Raw genomic sequence first — 14884 nt, forward strand, 5'->3', positions numbered from 1 at the left:
TAGCGAGAGATCACCAGGCCCGTCGTCGACCGGGCAGACTACTTCTTCGCCGCCGCTGCTTTCTCCGCCGCCGCCTTCTCCTCTGCGGCCTTGGTGCGGGCCTCAGCGGCCGCCTTGTCGGCGGCGGCTCTCCAGGCCTGATAGGCCTCGACATGGGGCTGACGGCGCAGGACCTTTGACGCCGGATCGACGATCACCGGCGTGGCGTCGCCCACGGTCACCCGGCCCGTTCCGCCGGTCATGGCGAGCATGACGGTCCGATCGCCGACCTTCACCTCCACGGGCATCGGGAAGGGCTTGTTGGTCGAGGTCTTCCAGGCCAGCACGAGATCGCCGCCTTCACGCGTCTGGATCAGTTCGGGCGCGGCGGCGTCGTACAGATAGACATCGAAGAACCAGCTGAAATCCTGGCCGGTCACCTGGTTGACGATCTTCACGAAGTCCTGGGTGCCCAGGTAACGCGGGGTGAAGTTGCCGGGCCTTGGATCATCGCGGCCATAGACGGCGATCCGCGTGATCCTGAAGAACGCCTCGTCGCCGATCAGCGTGCGCAGCGTGTGGAGGACGTTCGAGGCCTTGTAGTAGATGTCGTTCCCCGGCCCGCGATCGCCGTTGTAGACGGCGTCCTCCTTGAGCGGACGGCCCGAGACGATCGGGAACTTGTTGCGCACCGCCAGGCGCTGGGTGTTCAGCCGGCTCATATACTCCATGTCGCCGTGCAGCCACTGCGAGTAGAGCGGCTGCATGTAGGTGCCGAAACCCTCGTGCAGCCACATGTCGTCATTGTCGGCGTCGGTCAGTTGATTGCCGAACCACTCGTGCGCGAACTCGTGCTGCAGCAGCCAGTCGAAGCCATAGCCGTCGAGGCGATACCCGTTGCCATAGGCGTTGATGGTCTGGTGCTCCATGCCCAGGTGTGGCGTTTCGACGACGCCGATCTTCTCGTCACGGAACGGGTAGGGGCCGATCATCTGTTCAAAGAAGTCGACCATCGGGGTGAACTCGGCGAACAGACCCTTGGCCTTCTCGGCGCGTCCCTTCAGGTGCCAGTACGACATGGGAATGCTGTCGCCGAACCGGCTCTTGTAGACGCCGGTCAGCTCCTCGTAGGGGCCGACGTTCAGTGCGATGGCGTAGGTGTTGGGGTTGCGCGCCCGCCAGTGATAGGTGCGCCAGCCGTCCTGCTCGGTCATGCCCTTGAAGGCGCCGTTGGCGGGAGCCACCAGCGGGGCGGGCACGGTGATGTGCAGGTCAACCAGCTTGGGCTCGCCGGTCGGATAGTCGATGCAGGGCCAGAAGAGGTCGCAGCCGTCGCCCTGAACGGCCGTGGCGATCCACGGCTCGCCGGTCTCGGTCTTGCTCCAGACAAAGCCGCCGTCCCAGGGCGCGCGCTTGGCCTCGTGGGGCGCGCCGTCATAGGTGATCGCCAGGGTCACAGACCTGCCCTTGGCCACCTTCCGGGGCAGGGTGATGGTCAGCCGGCCTTCTGGGTTGCTCCAGGCGCCCGGCTTGAGCGCCTTTCCGTCGATTGTCAGTCTACGGATCGTAAAGACGCGATCGAAGTCGACCACCAGATGGTCCAGCCTGGACTTGGCGGTGAAGGTGAGGGTGGCCTCGCCCTCAATGGCCTTCCTCTCGGGCAGGATCTTGAGCTTCAGATCGGCGTGATCGAACGCCAGCGCCTGTTGCTCGGCGGGCATGGCGCCGCCGGTTTCGAGGCTGAGCGGGCTGGTCTTGAGGCTCTGCGCAGAGGCTTCTGTGGCGACGAGCGCCAAGGCGGAAGCCGCGCAGGCGGCGAGAACGCGGATACGACGCGACAACGAACGACTCCCCCAACGTCGTGACGAGCGCCTATCGGTAGGCGCGCGGGTTCCGGGCGCCAAGCGTCCCGCCTTGGAAAATGGAGTCGGCGCGGCGTGGCGCGCCGCTGTGTCAGATCTTCTCGCTGATCTTGATCGCCGCGCGGCAGCCGGCCTGGATCACCGCCGTCAGAAGCGGGTAGGCCGTCGCCTCGTGCGCGCCTTCCTCGACCGCGAGGTCGCGGTGAGCCAGTTCGTCGTCGCGGAATTGGCTGAGTTCGGCGGCGAGCGCGGGGTCGCGATCCTTCAGTTCCTCGATCTGGCCGGCATAGTGCTTCTCGATCACCGTCTCGACGGCCTCGGTGCAGGCATGGGCGGCCTTGTCGCCCAGCAGGGCGGTGCCAGCGCCAAGCGCGAAGGCGGCCGCGCGCCAGATCGGCGACATCAGGGTCGGACGCACGCCGCGCTCGGTCAGCAGTTCGTTGAAGCGTGTCAGGTGGACCTGCTCGTGGCCCTCCATCTCGCGCAGTTGGTCGGCGATGCGCTCACGGCCGGGCGCGGCGCGCATCACCGCCGCCTGGCCGCGATAGATATGAACGGCCGCCAGTTCGCCGGCCTGGTCGACGCGCAGGATCTCAGCGAGGCGCGCCGTGGACGCCGCTGAACCGGGGCGAGCAGGGATGGGACGGGTCATGCCAGGGTCTCCGACTTGCGGAACGCCGCCAGGACGGACCAGGCGGCCAGCTTGAGCGAGATCAGGACGTTCCAGCCCGCCATGGACAGGCCCAGGAACACCCAGGCGGCCTTGTCGCAGGCCGGGGGCTTGATGTCGGCCGTGCCCTTCAGCATCGCCTCAAGGTTCGAAGCCGCCGCAGCGTCGCCGCCCGAACAGGTCTTGGGCCCCGGCCACCACTTCCACTCGGCGCCGGCGTGATAGGCCGCCAGACCCGCGCCGTAGAGGAAGATCGCGCCCAGCAGCAGGAGGCCGGGGACGCGCAGGCGCGGCCACAGCGGCGTGCGCTGCAGGATCACCGCGACCAGACCGACCGTCCCGGCGACCCAATAGACTTCGCGCTGCTTCAGGCACAGATGACAGGGCGCGAGGCCGCCGAACTTCTCGAAGGCGTGGGCGATGGCCAGCAACAGCGCGCTCGACAGCAGCGCCATCAGCGGCCAATGCCGGGTCACGACGTCGACAGTGCGGTCCACGATCGACTGCGCGGGGGGCTGGACCGGCGCCGGGCCGCGCACGGGCGTGGCTTGCGGCTCAAGCGCGTCGGCCGGACCAGCCTTCTCGACCTTCGGGTCCTCTTTCGTCATGCCAAGCAGGCTCCCGCGTCTCCACTTCCGCCTAGGAGGTGGCTGGCGCCGAGACCGATAACAAGGAGCGCGATCAAAATTCCGGCGAACAAAGCCAGACGACGCTCGATCACCGGCAGCAGGGCCGGGCCGAACTTCTTGACCACGAACGCCACCAGGAAGAACCGCGCGCCCCGGGTGATCACCGACGCGGCGATGAACATCGGGAAGCTGAACGCCGCCAGACCCGAGGCGATGGTCACCAGCTTGTAGGGGATGGGCGTCAGGCCCTTGGCCAGGATCAGCCAGACCCCGTACTTGCCGTACCAGCACTGGAACTCCTCCAGCCCGCCAGCGTGGCCGGTGACCTTCATCATCCAGATGCCCAGGTCTTGCAGAAAGAAGCCGATTGCATAGCCGAGAATGCCGCCCAGCACCGAGGCCAGGGTGCACAGCGCGGCGTAATGCCAAGCCTTCTCGGGCCGGGCCAAGCACATCGGCGCCAGCATCACATCCGGCGGGATGGGAAAGAATGAGCTCTCGGCGAACGAGACGGCGAACAGGCTCTTGGAGGCGTGACGGGAGGCGGCCAGGCCCATGACCCAGTCGTAGAGGCGACGCAGCATGCGAACTCCGATGTCGTGACCCGCTAAAGCCTTCCGCTTCGAAACGGAATCGTTTTGAAGCGGAAGGCTTTAGATCAGATACTTCGAGCGTGACTAGCGCCGAAACCGGTTCCCACTTTCGGCGTCACGCCCTAGCTAGCAGGGGCCGGGCCGCTTGTCCGCAAGGATGTCGGCGCGCGCGGCTTCCCGCCCGCGCGCGCCGCTCCGCCTGATCAGAACTTGAGCGCCAGGGAAACGCTGTAGTTCCGTCCAGGCTGGCTGTAGGCGTCCTTGACCGCCGAGGTGTCGGACAGGCCGCGGACGTCGCTCCACCACCAGTATTTCTCGTCCGTCAGGTTGAAGACCCCGGCGCGAACGGTCACGGCGTCCGTCACCGCCCACCAGGCCGTGGCGTCGGCGACGGTGAAGGCCGCCGGGGTGAAGCAGCCGCCAGCGCAGGTCACACCCGCGCGGCTCGCCGACTTTCGGTCGGCGTGGATGACCGCGAGATCGCCGCCGAAGCGTCCGGAGGGCGCGCGATAGGCGACGCCGCCGGTGATCTTGACCGGATCGATCGAGACCAGCGGCGTGCTGACGCCTCGGGCCTTGGAGGAGCCCTTCGCATAGGCGATCGCCGCGCGGGCGGTGAAGCCGCCGCCCAGCTCGACGCTTCCGCGTGCTTCCGCGCCGCTGATCGTCACGCCCGACAGGTTCACGTACTGGTAGACGGCCGGGCTGGCGGCGGTGAAGTTCCCGCCGACCTGAACCTGCTCGATGAAGTCGTCGTACTCGCCGGTGAAGCCGGCCACCGAGAAGCGCCAGTTGTCCTTGTGCATGCGCAGGCCTGCTTCCAGGGTCTGGCTGGTTTCAGGTTTCAGGTCGGGATTCGAGATCGACTGATAGTTCGAGACCGGATTGGAAAAGCCGGTGTTCACCTGCGAGGGCGAAGGGGCCTTGAAGCCCGTCGCGGCGTTGGCGAACACGGTGACGACGTCGCTGGCCTCCCAGACCAGGCCCAGCTTGGGCGACAGGTGCGAGTCGCTTTGGCCGGCGGCCGAGGCGTGGAACAGCGGGTCGGCCTTGGGATCGAGCTTGTAGTAGTCGAAGCGCAGCGCCGGATAGAGCGTCAGGCGACCGACCTTGATCTCGTCCTGGACGTAGAGCCCGGCCAGGGTGAAGTCGGTGGTCGGGAAGGCCTTGGCCGGGAAGGCTTCGCCGACGGGCGGCACCGTACCGTCGCGCGTGCCGCTCTGGCGGGTGATCGACGCGTCGCCGCCCCAGACCACGTCATGTGTCACCGCGCCCTGGTCGAAGCGACTGTGGAGTTCGACGCTGCCGCCAAATACGCGGTTGTTGAACGTGGCGTCGCGCGTGCGGTCAGCGGCGGTGTTGCGGTCCTCGGCCGAGAACTGCCGGGTCGTGCTCTTTTGCCAGTAGAGCGTGGTTTGAGCCGTGTCGATCAGGCCCTGGCCGCCGTCGAAGCGGTGGTCGACGGTGACCCGGTCGCGCTTGACCTTGTCGAAGGCGGTCATGCCGATGACGCTGGTCGCGGCCAAGGGCGGCTTGGCGATCGCCGACAGCACCGTCCAGTCGACGTCACGGTCCAGGTGGTCGACCGTCAGGCGGAAGCGGTTTTGATCATCGGGGCTGTAGATCAGCTTGCCCAGGATGGCGTTGGACTGGTTGTCCTCCGGATTGGCGGTGGTGCGGTCGGTGTTGGCGGCGTTGTTGGTCCCGGCCGTCTTCTGGCCCTCGCCGTCGCGGCGGGTGTAGGTCAGCAGGCCCTCCCAGCGGCCGGACTGGCCCGCCAGCAGCACGCTCTCGGTCCAGCTCTGGTCGGCCGAGGCGTAGCCGACGCGGGCCCGGCCCGCGAACGTTTTTCCGGGCTTGATGATATCGGACGGGTCCTTGGTGATGAAGCTGACCGAGCCGGCCAAGCCGTCGGAGCCGTACAGCGCCGAGGCGGGCCCTCGGACGATCTCCACGGACTTCAGCGTGTCCAGGTCGACCTGATCGCCACGACCCACAGATTGCGCGCCGAAGGCGAAGCTGTCGGGCACGCGCACGCCGTCCACGACGATCAGCACGCGATTGCCTTCCAGGCCCCGGATGTTGAAGCCCGCATTGCCGTCGCGCCCCGTCGAGGCGCCGGCGGCGGTGAAGCGGGCAGGGGCGCTGCGCACCGAAACGCCGGGTTCGTCGCGGACCAGGTCCTTGATGTCCTTGATCAAGCCGTCCTCGATCTCTTGGCCGGAGATCACGGTGACGCTGGCCGGCGCCTTGGACAGGGCCTTCTCCGAGCGCGTGGCGGTGACGGTGACCTTGTCGACCTCGGTGGCGCTGGCCTCGGGCCTGCCGTCATCGGCGCGGGCGGCCGTAGCCATCAGAACGGCGGTGGAAGCGGCGGCGACGGCGGCGAGTTTCAGGCGCGACATCGAGATCCCCTCTAAACACTAAAGTATGCGAATGGCTCGCAACTGGCGGTGTGGGGGACCTAAAGCTGTCGGGCGGACCGGTCAAGCCAATTAAGATTGATTCTCAGAATCAATAGCAATAAGTCGATGTCGCCGCAGCCGATGCGGCGCTTGGGGTTTGTCTAATGATCCGTTCGTTTCGCGCCGGCCTGACAGGCGGCGCGCTCCTGCTCGCTGTGCTCGGGCCCGCCGCCCAGGCCCATTCGCCCTATCTGTTGCCGACTGTGTTCGACGCCTCTGACCGCAAGATCGTGACGGTGCAGGGGGCCTTCACCGAGAGCTTCTTCACGCCCGAGGTGGCGATGAAGTCCGATGGCTACGCCGTGATCGGGCCTGACGGCGTCCGCACCGCCCTGGTTCCGGTCTACACGCGCGAGCTTGCGCTGGTGGAGGCGACGACTGAGAAGCCCGGCACCTACCGGATCACCACCGGTCTGCGCGCCGGCCGCGTGGCCAAGGCGGCCCTGGTCAACGGCGAGTGGGAATTCTTCGAGGGCTCCAAGGCGCCGGCCGACGCCATCGACATGCAGAGCCTGACCCTGGCCGACGTCTATGTGACGCGCGGCGCGCCCAGCGACGCGGCCTTGGCCCCGCATGGCAAGGGCCTGGAGTTCCGGGCCGTGACCCATCCCAGCAAGATCGTCACCGGCCAGGACGCGGTGTTCGAGGTGCTGTTCGACGGCAAGCCCGTGGCCGGCCAGCCGATCACCCTGCACGGCGCCGACGACCGCTACGCCGACACCAAGGCGGCCCCCAGGACGCTGAAGAGCGACGCCAACGGCCGCTTCGCCGTTCGGGTCGATCGGTCGGGCGTCTACCAGATCCAGTCGCGCTATCGCGTCGACGCACCGGCCCCCGGCCAGCCGGGCCAGAGCTTCACCTACGCCCTGACCTTCGAATCCCTCCGTTGAGCGAGAGACCCGTCATGAAGACCCGCACCCTCCTGACCGCCGCCGTGGCTGTGTCCTTGATCGCCGGCGCGGCCCACGCCGCCTCGCACGCCCGCGACATCTTCATCAAGGAGCAGGACCAGAACGGCGACGGCGTCGTCACCAAGGACGAATACGCCGCCACCCGCGCCATCCAGTTCGCCAAGACCGACGCCGACAACAGCGGCGCGCTGTCGCAAGCCGAGTACGTCGCCGAGTTCAAGGCGCGTCTGGAGGCCAAGCTGGCGACCTCCGACATGACGCCGGAGAAGAAGGCCGAGGAACGCATGCGCCAGATGCGGCAGACCGATGTCCGGTTCGGCGTGCTCGACAGCGACAAGAGCGGCGGAATCACCAAGGCCGAGTTCGACTATTCCGGCTGGCGGATGTTCGTGACCCACGACACCAACAATGACGGCGCGGTCTCGGCCGCCGACCCGATCAAGAGCGACCAGACGACCTGAGGCGTCGCAGGGGCGCTCCCTTGAGGGGAGGGCCCCTGGCCGTCCGGATTTGGATTTTTCGCGTTTCGTGGCTATCACCCCCGGCCAAGACAGGGTCCGCGCGGCCCGCACCGAAAGCTGAAGACCATGAGCGACACGCCTCCCGACCGCCTCTCCGTCAATCCGGACAGCCCCCACTACGACGCGGCGCTGCTGGAACGTGGCATCGGCATCCGCTTCAAGGGCGTCGAGAAGACCAATGTCGAAGAGTACTGCATCAGCGAAAAGTGGGTGCGGGTCGCGGCCGGCAAGACCCTGGATCGCAAGGGCAATCCGATGACGATCAAGCTGCAGGGCGACGTCGAGGCCTATTTCCGCGACACGGCCGAGGGCTGAGGCGCTGTCGACGAGCGATCCAGACCTTGAAGCGATGGCGCGCGACGAGCTTGCGCGCGCCATCACGCTGCGCTGGCAGGACCTCAAAGGCGTGGTGCCCTGGGGCGACACCTTCGAAGGGATCTCGCCGGCCGGTCGCCATGTCGAGGTCGAGCGGAGCTATATCTGGGCCGCAGGCGAGGGCGGCGACATCCTGTGCGAGGTCAACGTCTATGGCGGACCGTCGCGCTATGAGCACGGCGCGCGGGTTTCCGCGGTTATTTCTCGCCCGTCCTGATCACCTTGGCCGTGCATCCATAACGCTGTTGCGTTAACCATAGACGGCGCCAAGAAGCGGCGCGTCGCGTGGGGCGGAGAAATCGGCGTGTACCAGTCAGAATTTCCGGTCGATCAACCGGTGCCGGTCTTCGATCCGACGCTGGTGTTTCTTCTCGTGCTGGCCGGCCTGGCGATCATCGGCCTGGCCTTCTTCGCCGGCCGCCTGACGGGGCGGGGCGACAAGGGCGACAAGCACGCCGAGACGCCCAAGATCATTCATGAAGCCATCAAGGCCAAGTGCGTGGCCGCCAGCAGCGCTCACTCCGGCGAGCTGGTCACCAAGACCCAGGACCTGATCGACGAGGTCAAGCTGCGGATCGGCCCGGTGCTGGCGTTCGGCGGCCCGTGCGGCAAGACCTTCGAGCTGCTGAACAAGGCCATGAAGGGCGAGCGTCCCGAGGAAAAGAAGGACGATCACGGCAAGGGCGACAAGCACGGTCACGGCAAGGGCCATGACCACAAGGGCCACGACAAGGATCATGATCACGCCGCTGGCGGCGGTCACCACGACGACCCGAAGGCCACGCCCGCCAAGGCCGGGGTTGAGGTCCTGAGCCGCAATGTGACGATCGTCGGCTCGCAGACGGTGCTGCTGACCGACGTCAAGCCCGACCATGGCGAGCACGACCACCACGACGACGCCCCCAAGCCCCTGGAGTACAAGGAGCACATCCAGCTCCTGCGGCTGGCCGTCGCCGAGTTCTCCGACTTCTGGAACCGCAAGACGTGCCTCGATGAACTGCGCGCTTGTCAGAAGGCGCTGCTGACGACGCCGGAGCCGCCAAAGGACAAGCTGGGCGCCGCCGCCCATCACTGACAGATCGCCGTTCAGGAAGGCGAGATGACTATTCTCTGCTCACGCGACGTGCGATTGTGGCGCATCTTTGGCCCCGATGCGGACGAGCATTGAGCTGCAGCGGCGCCAGAGCCCAAACAAAAGATGCTCACGCCGCCTGAAAGGGCTGCGGTCGAGCGCAACGGATTGGCGAAAAGTCGCTCCTTCCGAAGGCGACGACGCCCGGGAGGACGAAGGGAAGGGATATGACCGCAACGGTCTCTCCGATCACGTCTGGTGCGCCCGAGGCGACCGAGGTCAATGTGAGCCTGTCGGACTACGTACCCTATCGTCTGGCGACGGCGTCGGCGGCCGTCAGCCGCCTGATCGCGCGCGCCTACGAAGACCGCTTTGGTCTGACGATCCCGCAGTGGCGGCTGATGTCGGTCCTGGCCGAAGGCTCCCTGACCCAGCACACGGCCGTGACCCGCACCGCCATGGACAAGGTTCGGGTCAGCCGCGCCGCCCAGGAACTGGTCATCCGCCGCCTGGTGGCTCGCACCACGGTGCGATCGGACCGTCGCTCGCACACGCTGGAGCTCACCGCCGCCGGCCGGCGCCTGTTCGCCGAGATCGCGCCCCTGGCCCTGGCCTATGAGGCGACACTGCTGGCGGGCCTGGCCCCCAGCGAGGTGGCGACCTTCAAGCGTCTGCTCGATCACCTGGAGACCGCCGCCATCCAACTGGCCGGCGGCGAGACCATCACGCCGCCTTAGGGGCTGAACTCCCTTGCGGACGCGACAACCGCGATACTGCAAAGACTAACCGCTCGTCATCCCGGAAGCCTCGCAGAGGCTATCCGGGACCCAGGGGCGAGCGGCAGTGCGGTAGCCCCTGGGTCCCGGCGCTACAGCCCGCTACGCGGTCTTCCGGCCGGGATGACGACGGAAAACTGATTTCAGCAGATTGAGCACCGCCCCTGAGGCTAGGTGGGACGGTTACTCTCATAGACCGCCCGCGCCATCGCGCGCGCCAGGCAGTCGGCCGCCGCCGAGCCGATCCGTGTCCGCAGCACGCCGCGCATCGGGTCGGGGCCCAGCGGCTTGGCGCCGGATGCCAGGGCGAACACCACATCGCCGTCGAAGGGCGTGTGGCAGGGGCGCACCGCCCGCGCCATGCCGTCATGGGCCATCATCGCCATGCGCTGGGCCTCGGCGGTCGACAGGTCGGCGGTCGTGGCCACCAGGGCCAGTGTGGTGTTGGCGCCGGCCGCAAGGCGCGCGCCCAGTTTCGAGTCGTCGGGAAGGGGCTCGATCGCCGGCGGCATGTCCCCGGGGCGGCGACCGCCGAACTCGCCGTCGATCTCGAACGGCCAGGCCCAGAAGGTCTCGCCATCGGCCATATAGGCCGAGCCCACCGGGTTGGCCGCCACCAGGGCCGCCACGATCAGCCCGTCGCCCAGGTCGATCGAGGCCGACCCCAGTCCGCCCGGTCGCAGGCCCGCCATCGCGCCACGACCCGCGCCGACCGCGCCTAGCGGAAAGTCTTCGCTGGCCGCCTCGACCGCCCGCATGCCCAGGGCGCGATAGGGCGGGGTCAGTCCCCAGGCCTTGTCGCCGCCATTGGACAGGTCGTGCAGGCACGCCGCCGGCACGATCGGAATGGCCGGCGTGCCGGCGGTGATCCGCAGGCCGACATCCCGGTTCGACAGGGCCGACGCCACGCCGTCCGCCGCGCCGAGGCCAAACACCGAGCCGCCCGAAAGGCAGATCGCGTGGGCCTTGGAGAAGCTGTTCTCGGGACGCAGGGTGTCGGTCTCGCGCACGGCGGGGCCGCCGCCGCGCACATCGACGGCGGCGGTCCAGGCTTCCGGACACAGCACCACCGTGACGCCGGTGCGGACGGCCTCGTCCTCGACGCAGCCCACCTTCAGGCCGGGCACGTCGGTGATCAGATTGCGGGGGCCGGGCTTGAGCATCGGGAATCTCCGTGTGGCGCGATGCTAAACCGTCCATCGCGCCTCTGGAATTCGCCGCGAACGCCTGCTAGGAAGACCACCCTTCGCGCAGGCGAAGACGTGCGGGCGTGGTGAAACTGGTAGACGCGCCGGACTCAAAATCCGGTTCCGAAAGGAGTGTCGGTTCGACCCCGACCGCCCGCACCAACTTCCTTTCTGTCTTTTGAGTCTCCGAAGCGGCCCGCCGGACCAGGCGGTTCAGCAGGACCCGTCCTTTCGGCCAGGCGCCGTGGCCTGAGGCCACATTGATGTGGCCCGCCCGGCCCAGATCCACGAACGCCGAGCCCCAGCCCCGCGCGAACGCCTCGGCCCGGTCGATCTCGACATAGGGATCATCGCGGCTGGCCACGACCAGGCTCGGGAACGGCAGGCGCTGGCGCGGGATCGGCGAAAAGCCGACCAGCAGGCGGCCGGCCGGCCCCTCGCGATTGACGTCAGCCGGCGCCACCAGCATGGCCCCAGCGACGCCGCGTCCGCCCGTCACCTGGGCGAAGTGGGCGACCAGCGCGCACCCCAGGCTGTGGGCCACCAGGATCGCGCCGGGTCGCCGCCGCACGGCCTCGGCCAGGCTGATCGTCCAGTCGCCCAGCAGAGGGCGCTCCCAGTCCTGTTGCTCGACGCGCTTTGCGCCCGGCAGCGCCCGCTCCCAGTGCGACTGCCAGTGGTCGGGCCCCGAATTGTGGAGGCCCGGCACGATCAGGATCGGCGGCGTGGCGTCGCGGTTGGGGAGGGGCATCGTCGTCCGCCTGAGGTTTAGCGCTGGTGAGCGATCTCTAAGGCGGGGCGGGGCCCGCGCTCAATTCATATCAATTGAATAGGATTTAAGGAAAGCTGGGGTCTGCACTCAAATCCCTCCAAACAACGCCTCGCACCCCGTCCCCGCCAATAGGGCGTCCGCCGCCGCGCGGTCAGCCGCCGACATCGCCCCGTAGGCCTGCCTCAGCGCCATCAGGCACTTGGCCTGGTAGGGGAAGGTCGGTTGGGTCCAGGGGCGGCCGTCGATCTCCGCCTCGACGGTCTCGGCTCCGCTCATGGCGGCCTTGGCGTTGGCCAGCAGGAACGGCGCATAGACCCTGCCGATCTCGCTCAACAGGGGACGCAGGGCGTCGGCGAGGTCCGCGCGCGAGGCCCAGTGGGCGGCGTCGGGCTCCAGGCCAGACAGGTCCTCGACCCGGTCCAGCCAGGCGCGGACCCGGCGCGAGCGCTGGACGGTGATCGCCGCCGAGGTCGGTTCGATGATCGCCAGTTGCGACAGCTGGCCCTGGATGGCGAAGTCCGCCGCCGAGGGGCGCGCGCCCAGCACATAGCCTTGCCGTTCGATCAGGCCGTCCAGCACGTCGACGAGGCGCGCATAGCTGGCCTCGATCGTGGCGGCGGTGGTCGGGTTGGAGCCCACCACATAGAGGCGGTCGATCTGCCGCTTGGAGATCTCACGCGCGGCGGTGTCGGCGATCGCGCCGGGCAGGGTGGGGTCGTGCCAGTAGATCAGCATCGGCCCGGCGTTCTCGATATCGGCCGCATGCGCCCAGCGGAAATGGAACATGGCCTTGGTCAGCCACTCGTCGGCGTAGTCCTCGATCAGGTCGTTGAGCATGGCGAGGACCGGATCGTCCGGGATCACCGAGCGGCCCGCGTGCTCGCGCTCGAGGCGGCGGATGATCGGCGTGGAGTCGGTCACCGCCTCGAAGCCATCGGTGGTGGGGAAGTAGAAGGTCGGCAGCAGCTTGACCTTCGGCTCGGGGAGGCCCGGCGGCGGGTTGCGATGGCTGCCCCAATGGATGGCGTGCGGGATGCGCCGAAAGCGCAGCAGCGCCAGCATCTTGCGGGTATAGGGCGATCCCGCCGCGCCCAGCAGGGCCAGCGGCGCCGAAGCCTGGTTGGACATGTTCCCTCCGCCGTCGCTCATCATTGAGCTTTTGGCAGAGGGAATGCCGAAAGGGTCTCGTCGTCAAACTTCCCCTTGGGTCAGGCGATCTTGTCGCCCCGGTGCAGCGGATCGGGCAGGGGATCGCCCGCCTTCACGAACTGCAGCGACACCGAGTTGATGCAGTAGCGCAGCCGGGTCGGCGCGGGGCCGTCGGGGAAGACGTGGCCCTGGTGGCTGTCGCAGCGGGCGCAGCGGGTCTCGATGCGGACCATGCCATAGGAGGTGTCGCGCACGCCGACCACGTGATCCTCGGCGAAAGGGGCGTAGAAGCTGGGCCAGCCGGTGCCGCTCTCGAACTTGGTCTCGTGCTTGAACAGCGGCAGGCCGCACAGGCGGCAGCCATAGACGCCGGGGCTCTTCTCGCCCAGCAGGCCGCCGCAGAACGGGGCCTCGGTGCCGTGGTGCAGCAGGACGCGGGCCTCCTCGGCCGTCAGGTCGGCCTCCAGGCGTTCGCGCTCGGGTTCGGTCGGCGGCGTGAGGTCAAAGCCGGCGGTTGAAAGGGTGGCTGCGTCTGTCATGAAGGCCAATGTAAGCGCTCGGGCGCTTTTTCGGTAGCACCAGGAGCCAACCATGACCGTCGCCGTCGCCTTTCTGCAGCCGGGCTGGGCCGATTGGGAGGCCGGCGCGGTGCTGGCGCTGCTGCGCGAGCACCTGAAGGTGCAGATCGAGATCGCCACCCCGACCGGCGATCCGGAGACCTCGATCGGCGGCGTGCTGGCGGCGGCGGACTATCGCTTCGACGATCCGGTGCTCACCGACGCCGACGTCTTTCTGCTGATCGGCAGCGAGGCCTGGAGCGAGGGCGAGACCCCCGCGATCAGCGCGCTGATCCGCCAGGCCCTGGCCGACGGCAAGCCGGTGGCGGGCATCTGCGCCGGCACCACGGCCCTGGCGCGGGCGGGTCTGTTCGCGGGGCGCAAGCACACCTCCAACGGCAAGGACTGGCTGGAAGGCGTCGTGCCCGGCTATGCGGGCGCCGAGCACTATGTCGACACGCCCAGGGCGGTGACCGACGGCAAGCTGGTCAGCGCCTCGGGCCTGGCGCCGGTGACCTTCGCCGCCGCCGTGGCGCGGCTGGTGGCGCCCGAACAGGAAGCGCTGATCGCCGAGTATGAGGCGATGTTCGCGCGGGAGTTTGCGGGGTAGGCGGGGCAGGCAAAGCGAAGGAGCGGCGCGATCCGGCGCCGCTCAGAACACCAAAAATATGTGTCATCCCGGGCGGCGTAGCCGACCCGGGACCCAGGGGCAAAGCGCAACGCGGTCGCCCCTGGGTCCCGGCTCTTCGCTGCGCTGCGGCCGGGATGACATCGAACTTTTGGGTGGACGAAACGACCCTACTTCAGCGCCGCCTGGCCCGCCCGCGCCACGATCCCGTCCTGGGCGGCTGTGGCGCCCGAGACGCCGATCGCGCCGACGATCTTGCCGTCGACCAGCAGCAGTTCGCCGCCTTCGACAGCGGTGGCGCCGGTGAAGATGGCGTTCAGCGTGCCGCTCTTGACCGCTTCCTGGAACACAGAGGTCGGGCGGCGGAAGTTGGCGGCTGTGACGGCCTTCTTAAGGGCGACCTCGTTCGAGCCGTACTGCGTGCCGTCCATCTTCTGGGCCAGGACCTGCTGGCCGTTGGATTCCAGGATCACGATGACCATGCTCCAGCCGTTCTTGCGGGCCTCGGCCTCGGCGGCGGCTGCGACCGCCCGGGCCTCGGCCAGGGTGATCACGCGGCTGGCGTACGGCGGGGCCGGCGCGCTGGCGGCGGCCGCCGGCGGGGTCTGGGCCAGGGCGGAGCCGCCGGTGAGGACCAGGGCGGCGGCGAGCAGGGCGAAAGTCTTGTTCATGGCGGCGCGACCTCGTTGTTCGGGGCGATGTTTCGGGTCCGGTTGGCGTGCGCCGAAGCTCTGGAGT

15 protein-coding genes, 1 tRNA gene and 2 pseudogenes are annotated in these 14884 nt (G+C 68.1%); 8 read left to right on the forward strand and 10 right to left on the reverse strand.

The window, feature by feature from the left end:
- Positions 1 to 38: 38 nt before the first annotated feature.
- From CA606_RS06665 to CA606_RS06685, 5 genes are all read right to left on the reverse strand, one after another.
- On the reverse strand, positions 39 to 1883 hold the full coding sequence (locus tag CA606_RS06665) for a M1 family metallopeptidase (RefSeq protein ID WP_181242820.1): 1845 nt from the start codon (positions 1881 to 1883) through the stop codon (positions 39 to 41).
- Between the two features lie 49 nt (positions 1884 to 1932).
- Entirely contained in the window at positions 1933 to 2493 is a 561-nt protein-coding gene (locus CA606_RS06670) for a demethoxyubiquinone hydroxylase family protein (RefSeq protein ID WP_096051834.1), read from the reverse strand.
- Positions 2490 to 3119: a disulfide bond formation protein B gene (locus CA606_RS06675; protein ID WP_096051833.1), complete on the reverse strand. Its 630-nt coding sequence runs from the start codon at positions 3117 to 3119 to the stop codon at positions 2490 to 2492. The genes CA606_RS06670 and CA606_RS06675 overlap by 4 nt, the downstream gene beginning before the upstream one ends.
- On the reverse strand, positions 3116 to 3724 hold the full coding sequence (locus CA606_RS06680) for a YqaA family protein (protein WP_096051832.1): 609 nt from the start codon (positions 3722 to 3724) through the stop codon (positions 3116 to 3118). The genes CA606_RS06675 and CA606_RS06680 overlap by 4 nt, the downstream gene beginning before the upstream one ends.
- Positions 3725 to 3936: 212 nt before the next feature.
- Positions 3937 to 6138: a TonB-dependent hemoglobin/transferrin/lactoferrin family receptor gene (locus CA606_RS06685; protein ID WP_096051831.1), complete on the reverse strand. Its 2202-nt coding sequence runs from the start codon at positions 6136 to 6138 to the stop codon at positions 3937 to 3939.
- A 164-nt stretch (positions 6139 to 6302) separates the two neighbouring features.
- On the opposite strand from CA606_RS06685, the gene CA606_RS06690 reads away from it, so the two are divergent.
- The 6 genes and pseudogenes from CA606_RS06690 to CA606_RS06715 all read left to right on the forward strand — a co-directional run bounded on the left by CA606_RS06690 (position 6303) and on the right by CA606_RS06715 (position 9814).
- The gene (locus tag CA606_RS06690; protein ID WP_096051830.1) at positions 6303 to 7088 is read left to right on the forward strand and encodes a DUF4198 domain-containing protein; all 786 of its coding nucleotides are present in this window, start codon (positions 6303 to 6305) and stop codon (positions 7086 to 7088) included.
- Positions 7085 to 7570 (forward strand): hypothetical protein, encoded by a 486-nt coding sequence (locus CA606_RS06695; protein WP_096051829.1) that lies wholly within the window; start codon positions 7085 to 7087, stop codon positions 7568 to 7570. The genes CA606_RS06690 and CA606_RS06695 overlap by 4 nt, the downstream gene beginning before the upstream one ends.
- Before the next feature lie 126 nt (positions 7571 to 7696).
- Positions 7697 to 7945, forward strand: coding sequence for a DUF3297 family protein (locus CA606_RS06700; RefSeq protein WP_096051828.1), 249 nt, complete (start codon positions 7697 to 7699; stop codon positions 7943 to 7945).
- A gap of 34 nt (positions 7946 to 7979) precedes the next feature.
- Positions 7980 to 8222, forward strand: a complete 243-nt coding sequence (locus CA606_RS06705; protein ID WP_096051827.1) for a hypothetical protein — start codon at positions 7980 to 7982, stop codon at positions 8220 to 8222.
- A gap of 68 nt (positions 8223 to 8290) precedes the next feature.
- Positions 8291 to 9080: pseudogene (locus CA606_RS06710) on the forward strand (hypothetical protein).
- A gap of 224 nt (positions 9081 to 9304) precedes the next feature.
- Complete coding sequence (locus CA606_RS06715) at positions 9305 to 9814, forward strand: MarR family winged helix-turn-helix transcriptional regulator (RefSeq protein ID WP_096051826.1); 510 nt, start codon at positions 9305 to 9307, stop codon at positions 9812 to 9814.
- 209 nt (positions 9815 to 10023) lie between these two features.
- Here the strand turns inward: CA606_RS06715 and CA606_RS06720 are convergent, their stop codons facing one another.
- Complete coding sequence (locus tag CA606_RS06720; RefSeq protein ID WP_096051825.1) at positions 10024 to 11016, reverse strand: P1 family peptidase; 993 nt, start codon at positions 11014 to 11016, stop codon at positions 10024 to 10026.
- Between the two features lie 101 nt (positions 11017 to 11117).
- Here CA606_RS06720 and CA606_RS06725 point away from each other — a divergent pair.
- A tRNA-Leu gene (locus tag CA606_RS06725) sits at positions 11118 to 11202 on the forward strand.
- 37 nt (positions 11203 to 11239) lie between these two features.
- Here CA606_RS06725 and CA606_RS06730 read toward each other — a convergent pair.
- The 3 genes and pseudogenes from CA606_RS06730 to msrB all read right to left on the reverse strand — a co-directional run.
- Positions 11240 to 11791: pseudogene (locus CA606_RS06730) on the reverse strand (alpha/beta hydrolase); the annotation flags it as partial.
- A 108-nt stretch (positions 11792 to 11899) separates the two neighbouring features.
- Complete coding sequence (locus CA606_RS06735; RefSeq protein ID WP_096051824.1) at positions 11900 to 12964, reverse strand: glutathione S-transferase family protein; 1065 nt, start codon at positions 12962 to 12964, stop codon at positions 11900 to 11902.
- 56 nt (positions 12965 to 13020) lie between these two features.
- Positions 13021 to 13500 (reverse strand): peptide-methionine (R)-S-oxide reductase MsrB, encoded by a 480-nt coding sequence (msrB, locus tag CA606_RS06740; protein ID WP_096053846.1) that lies wholly within the window; start codon positions 13498 to 13500, stop codon positions 13021 to 13023.
- Positions 13501 to 13552: 52 nt separating this feature from the next.
- On the opposite strand from msrB, the gene CA606_RS06745 reads away from it, so the two are divergent.
- On the forward strand, positions 13553 to 14128 hold the full coding sequence (locus CA606_RS06745; protein ID WP_096051823.1) for a type 1 glutamine amidotransferase family protein: 576 nt from the start codon (positions 13553 to 13555) through the stop codon (positions 14126 to 14128).
- A gap of 188 nt (positions 14129 to 14316) precedes the next feature.
- On the opposite strand, the gene CA606_RS06750 is transcribed toward CA606_RS06745, so the two are convergent.
- Positions 14317 to 14817: a GlcG/HbpS family heme-binding protein gene (locus CA606_RS06750; RefSeq protein WP_096051822.1), complete on the reverse strand. Its 501-nt coding sequence runs from the start codon at positions 14815 to 14817 to the stop codon at positions 14317 to 14319.
- Positions 14818 to 14884: the final 67 nt, after the last annotated feature.

Origin of the sequence: Caulobacter vibrioides (assembly GCF_002310375.3) — a bacterium.
Lineage (GTDB): Bacteria > Pseudomonadota > Alphaproteobacteria > Caulobacterales > Caulobacteraceae > Caulobacter > Caulobacter vibrioides_D.

Coding starts and splice junctions, on each gene's coding strand:
- CA606_RS06715 (WP_096051826.1), top strand. CDS start 9,305: ATGACCGCAACGGTCTCTCCGATCACGTCTGGTGCGCCCGAGGCGACC.
- CA606_RS06705 (WP_096051827.1), top strand. CDS start 7,980: ATGGCGCGCGACGAGCTTGCGCGCGCCATCACGCTGCGCTGGCAGGAC.
- CA606_RS06675 (WP_096051833.1), bottom strand. CDS start 3,119: ATGACGAAAGAGGACCCGAAGGTCGAGAAGGCTGGTCCGGCCGACGCG.
- CA606_RS06700 (WP_096051828.1), top strand. CDS start 7,697: ATGAGCGACACGCCTCCCGACCGCCTCTCCGTCAATCCGGACAGCCCC.
- CA606_RS06735 (WP_096051824.1), bottom strand. CDS start 12,964: ATGATGAGCGACGGCGGAGGGAACATGTCCAACCAGGCTTCGGCGCCG.
- CA606_RS06685 (WP_096051831.1), bottom strand. CDS start 6,138: ATGTCGCGCCTGAAACTCGCCGCCGTCGCCGCCGCTTCCACCGCCGTT.
- CA606_RS06690 (WP_096051830.1), top strand. CDS start 6,303: ATGATCCGTTCGTTTCGCGCCGGCCTGACAGGCGGCGCGCTCCTGCTC.
- CA606_RS06745 (WP_096051823.1), top strand. CDS start 13,553: ATGACCGTCGCCGTCGCCTTTCTGCAGCCGGGCTGGGCCGATTGGGAG.
- CA606_RS06670 (WP_096051834.1), bottom strand. CDS start 2,493: ATGACCCGTCCCATCCCTGCTCGCCCCGGTTCAGCGGCGTCCACGGCG.
- CA606_RS06680 (WP_096051832.1), bottom strand. CDS start 3,724: ATGCTGCGTCGCCTCTACGACTGGGTCATGGGCCTGGCCGCCTCCCGT.
- msrB (WP_096053846.1), bottom strand. CDS start 13,500: ATGACAGACGCAGCCACCCTTTCAACCGCCGGCTTTGACCTCACGCCG.
- CA606_RS06750 (WP_096051822.1), bottom strand. CDS start 14,817: ATGAACAAGACTTTCGCCCTGCTCGCCGCCGCCCTGGTCCTCACCGGC.
- CA606_RS06720 (WP_096051825.1), bottom strand. CDS start 11,016: ATGCTCAAGCCCGGCCCCCGCAATCTGATCACCGACGTGCCCGGCCTG.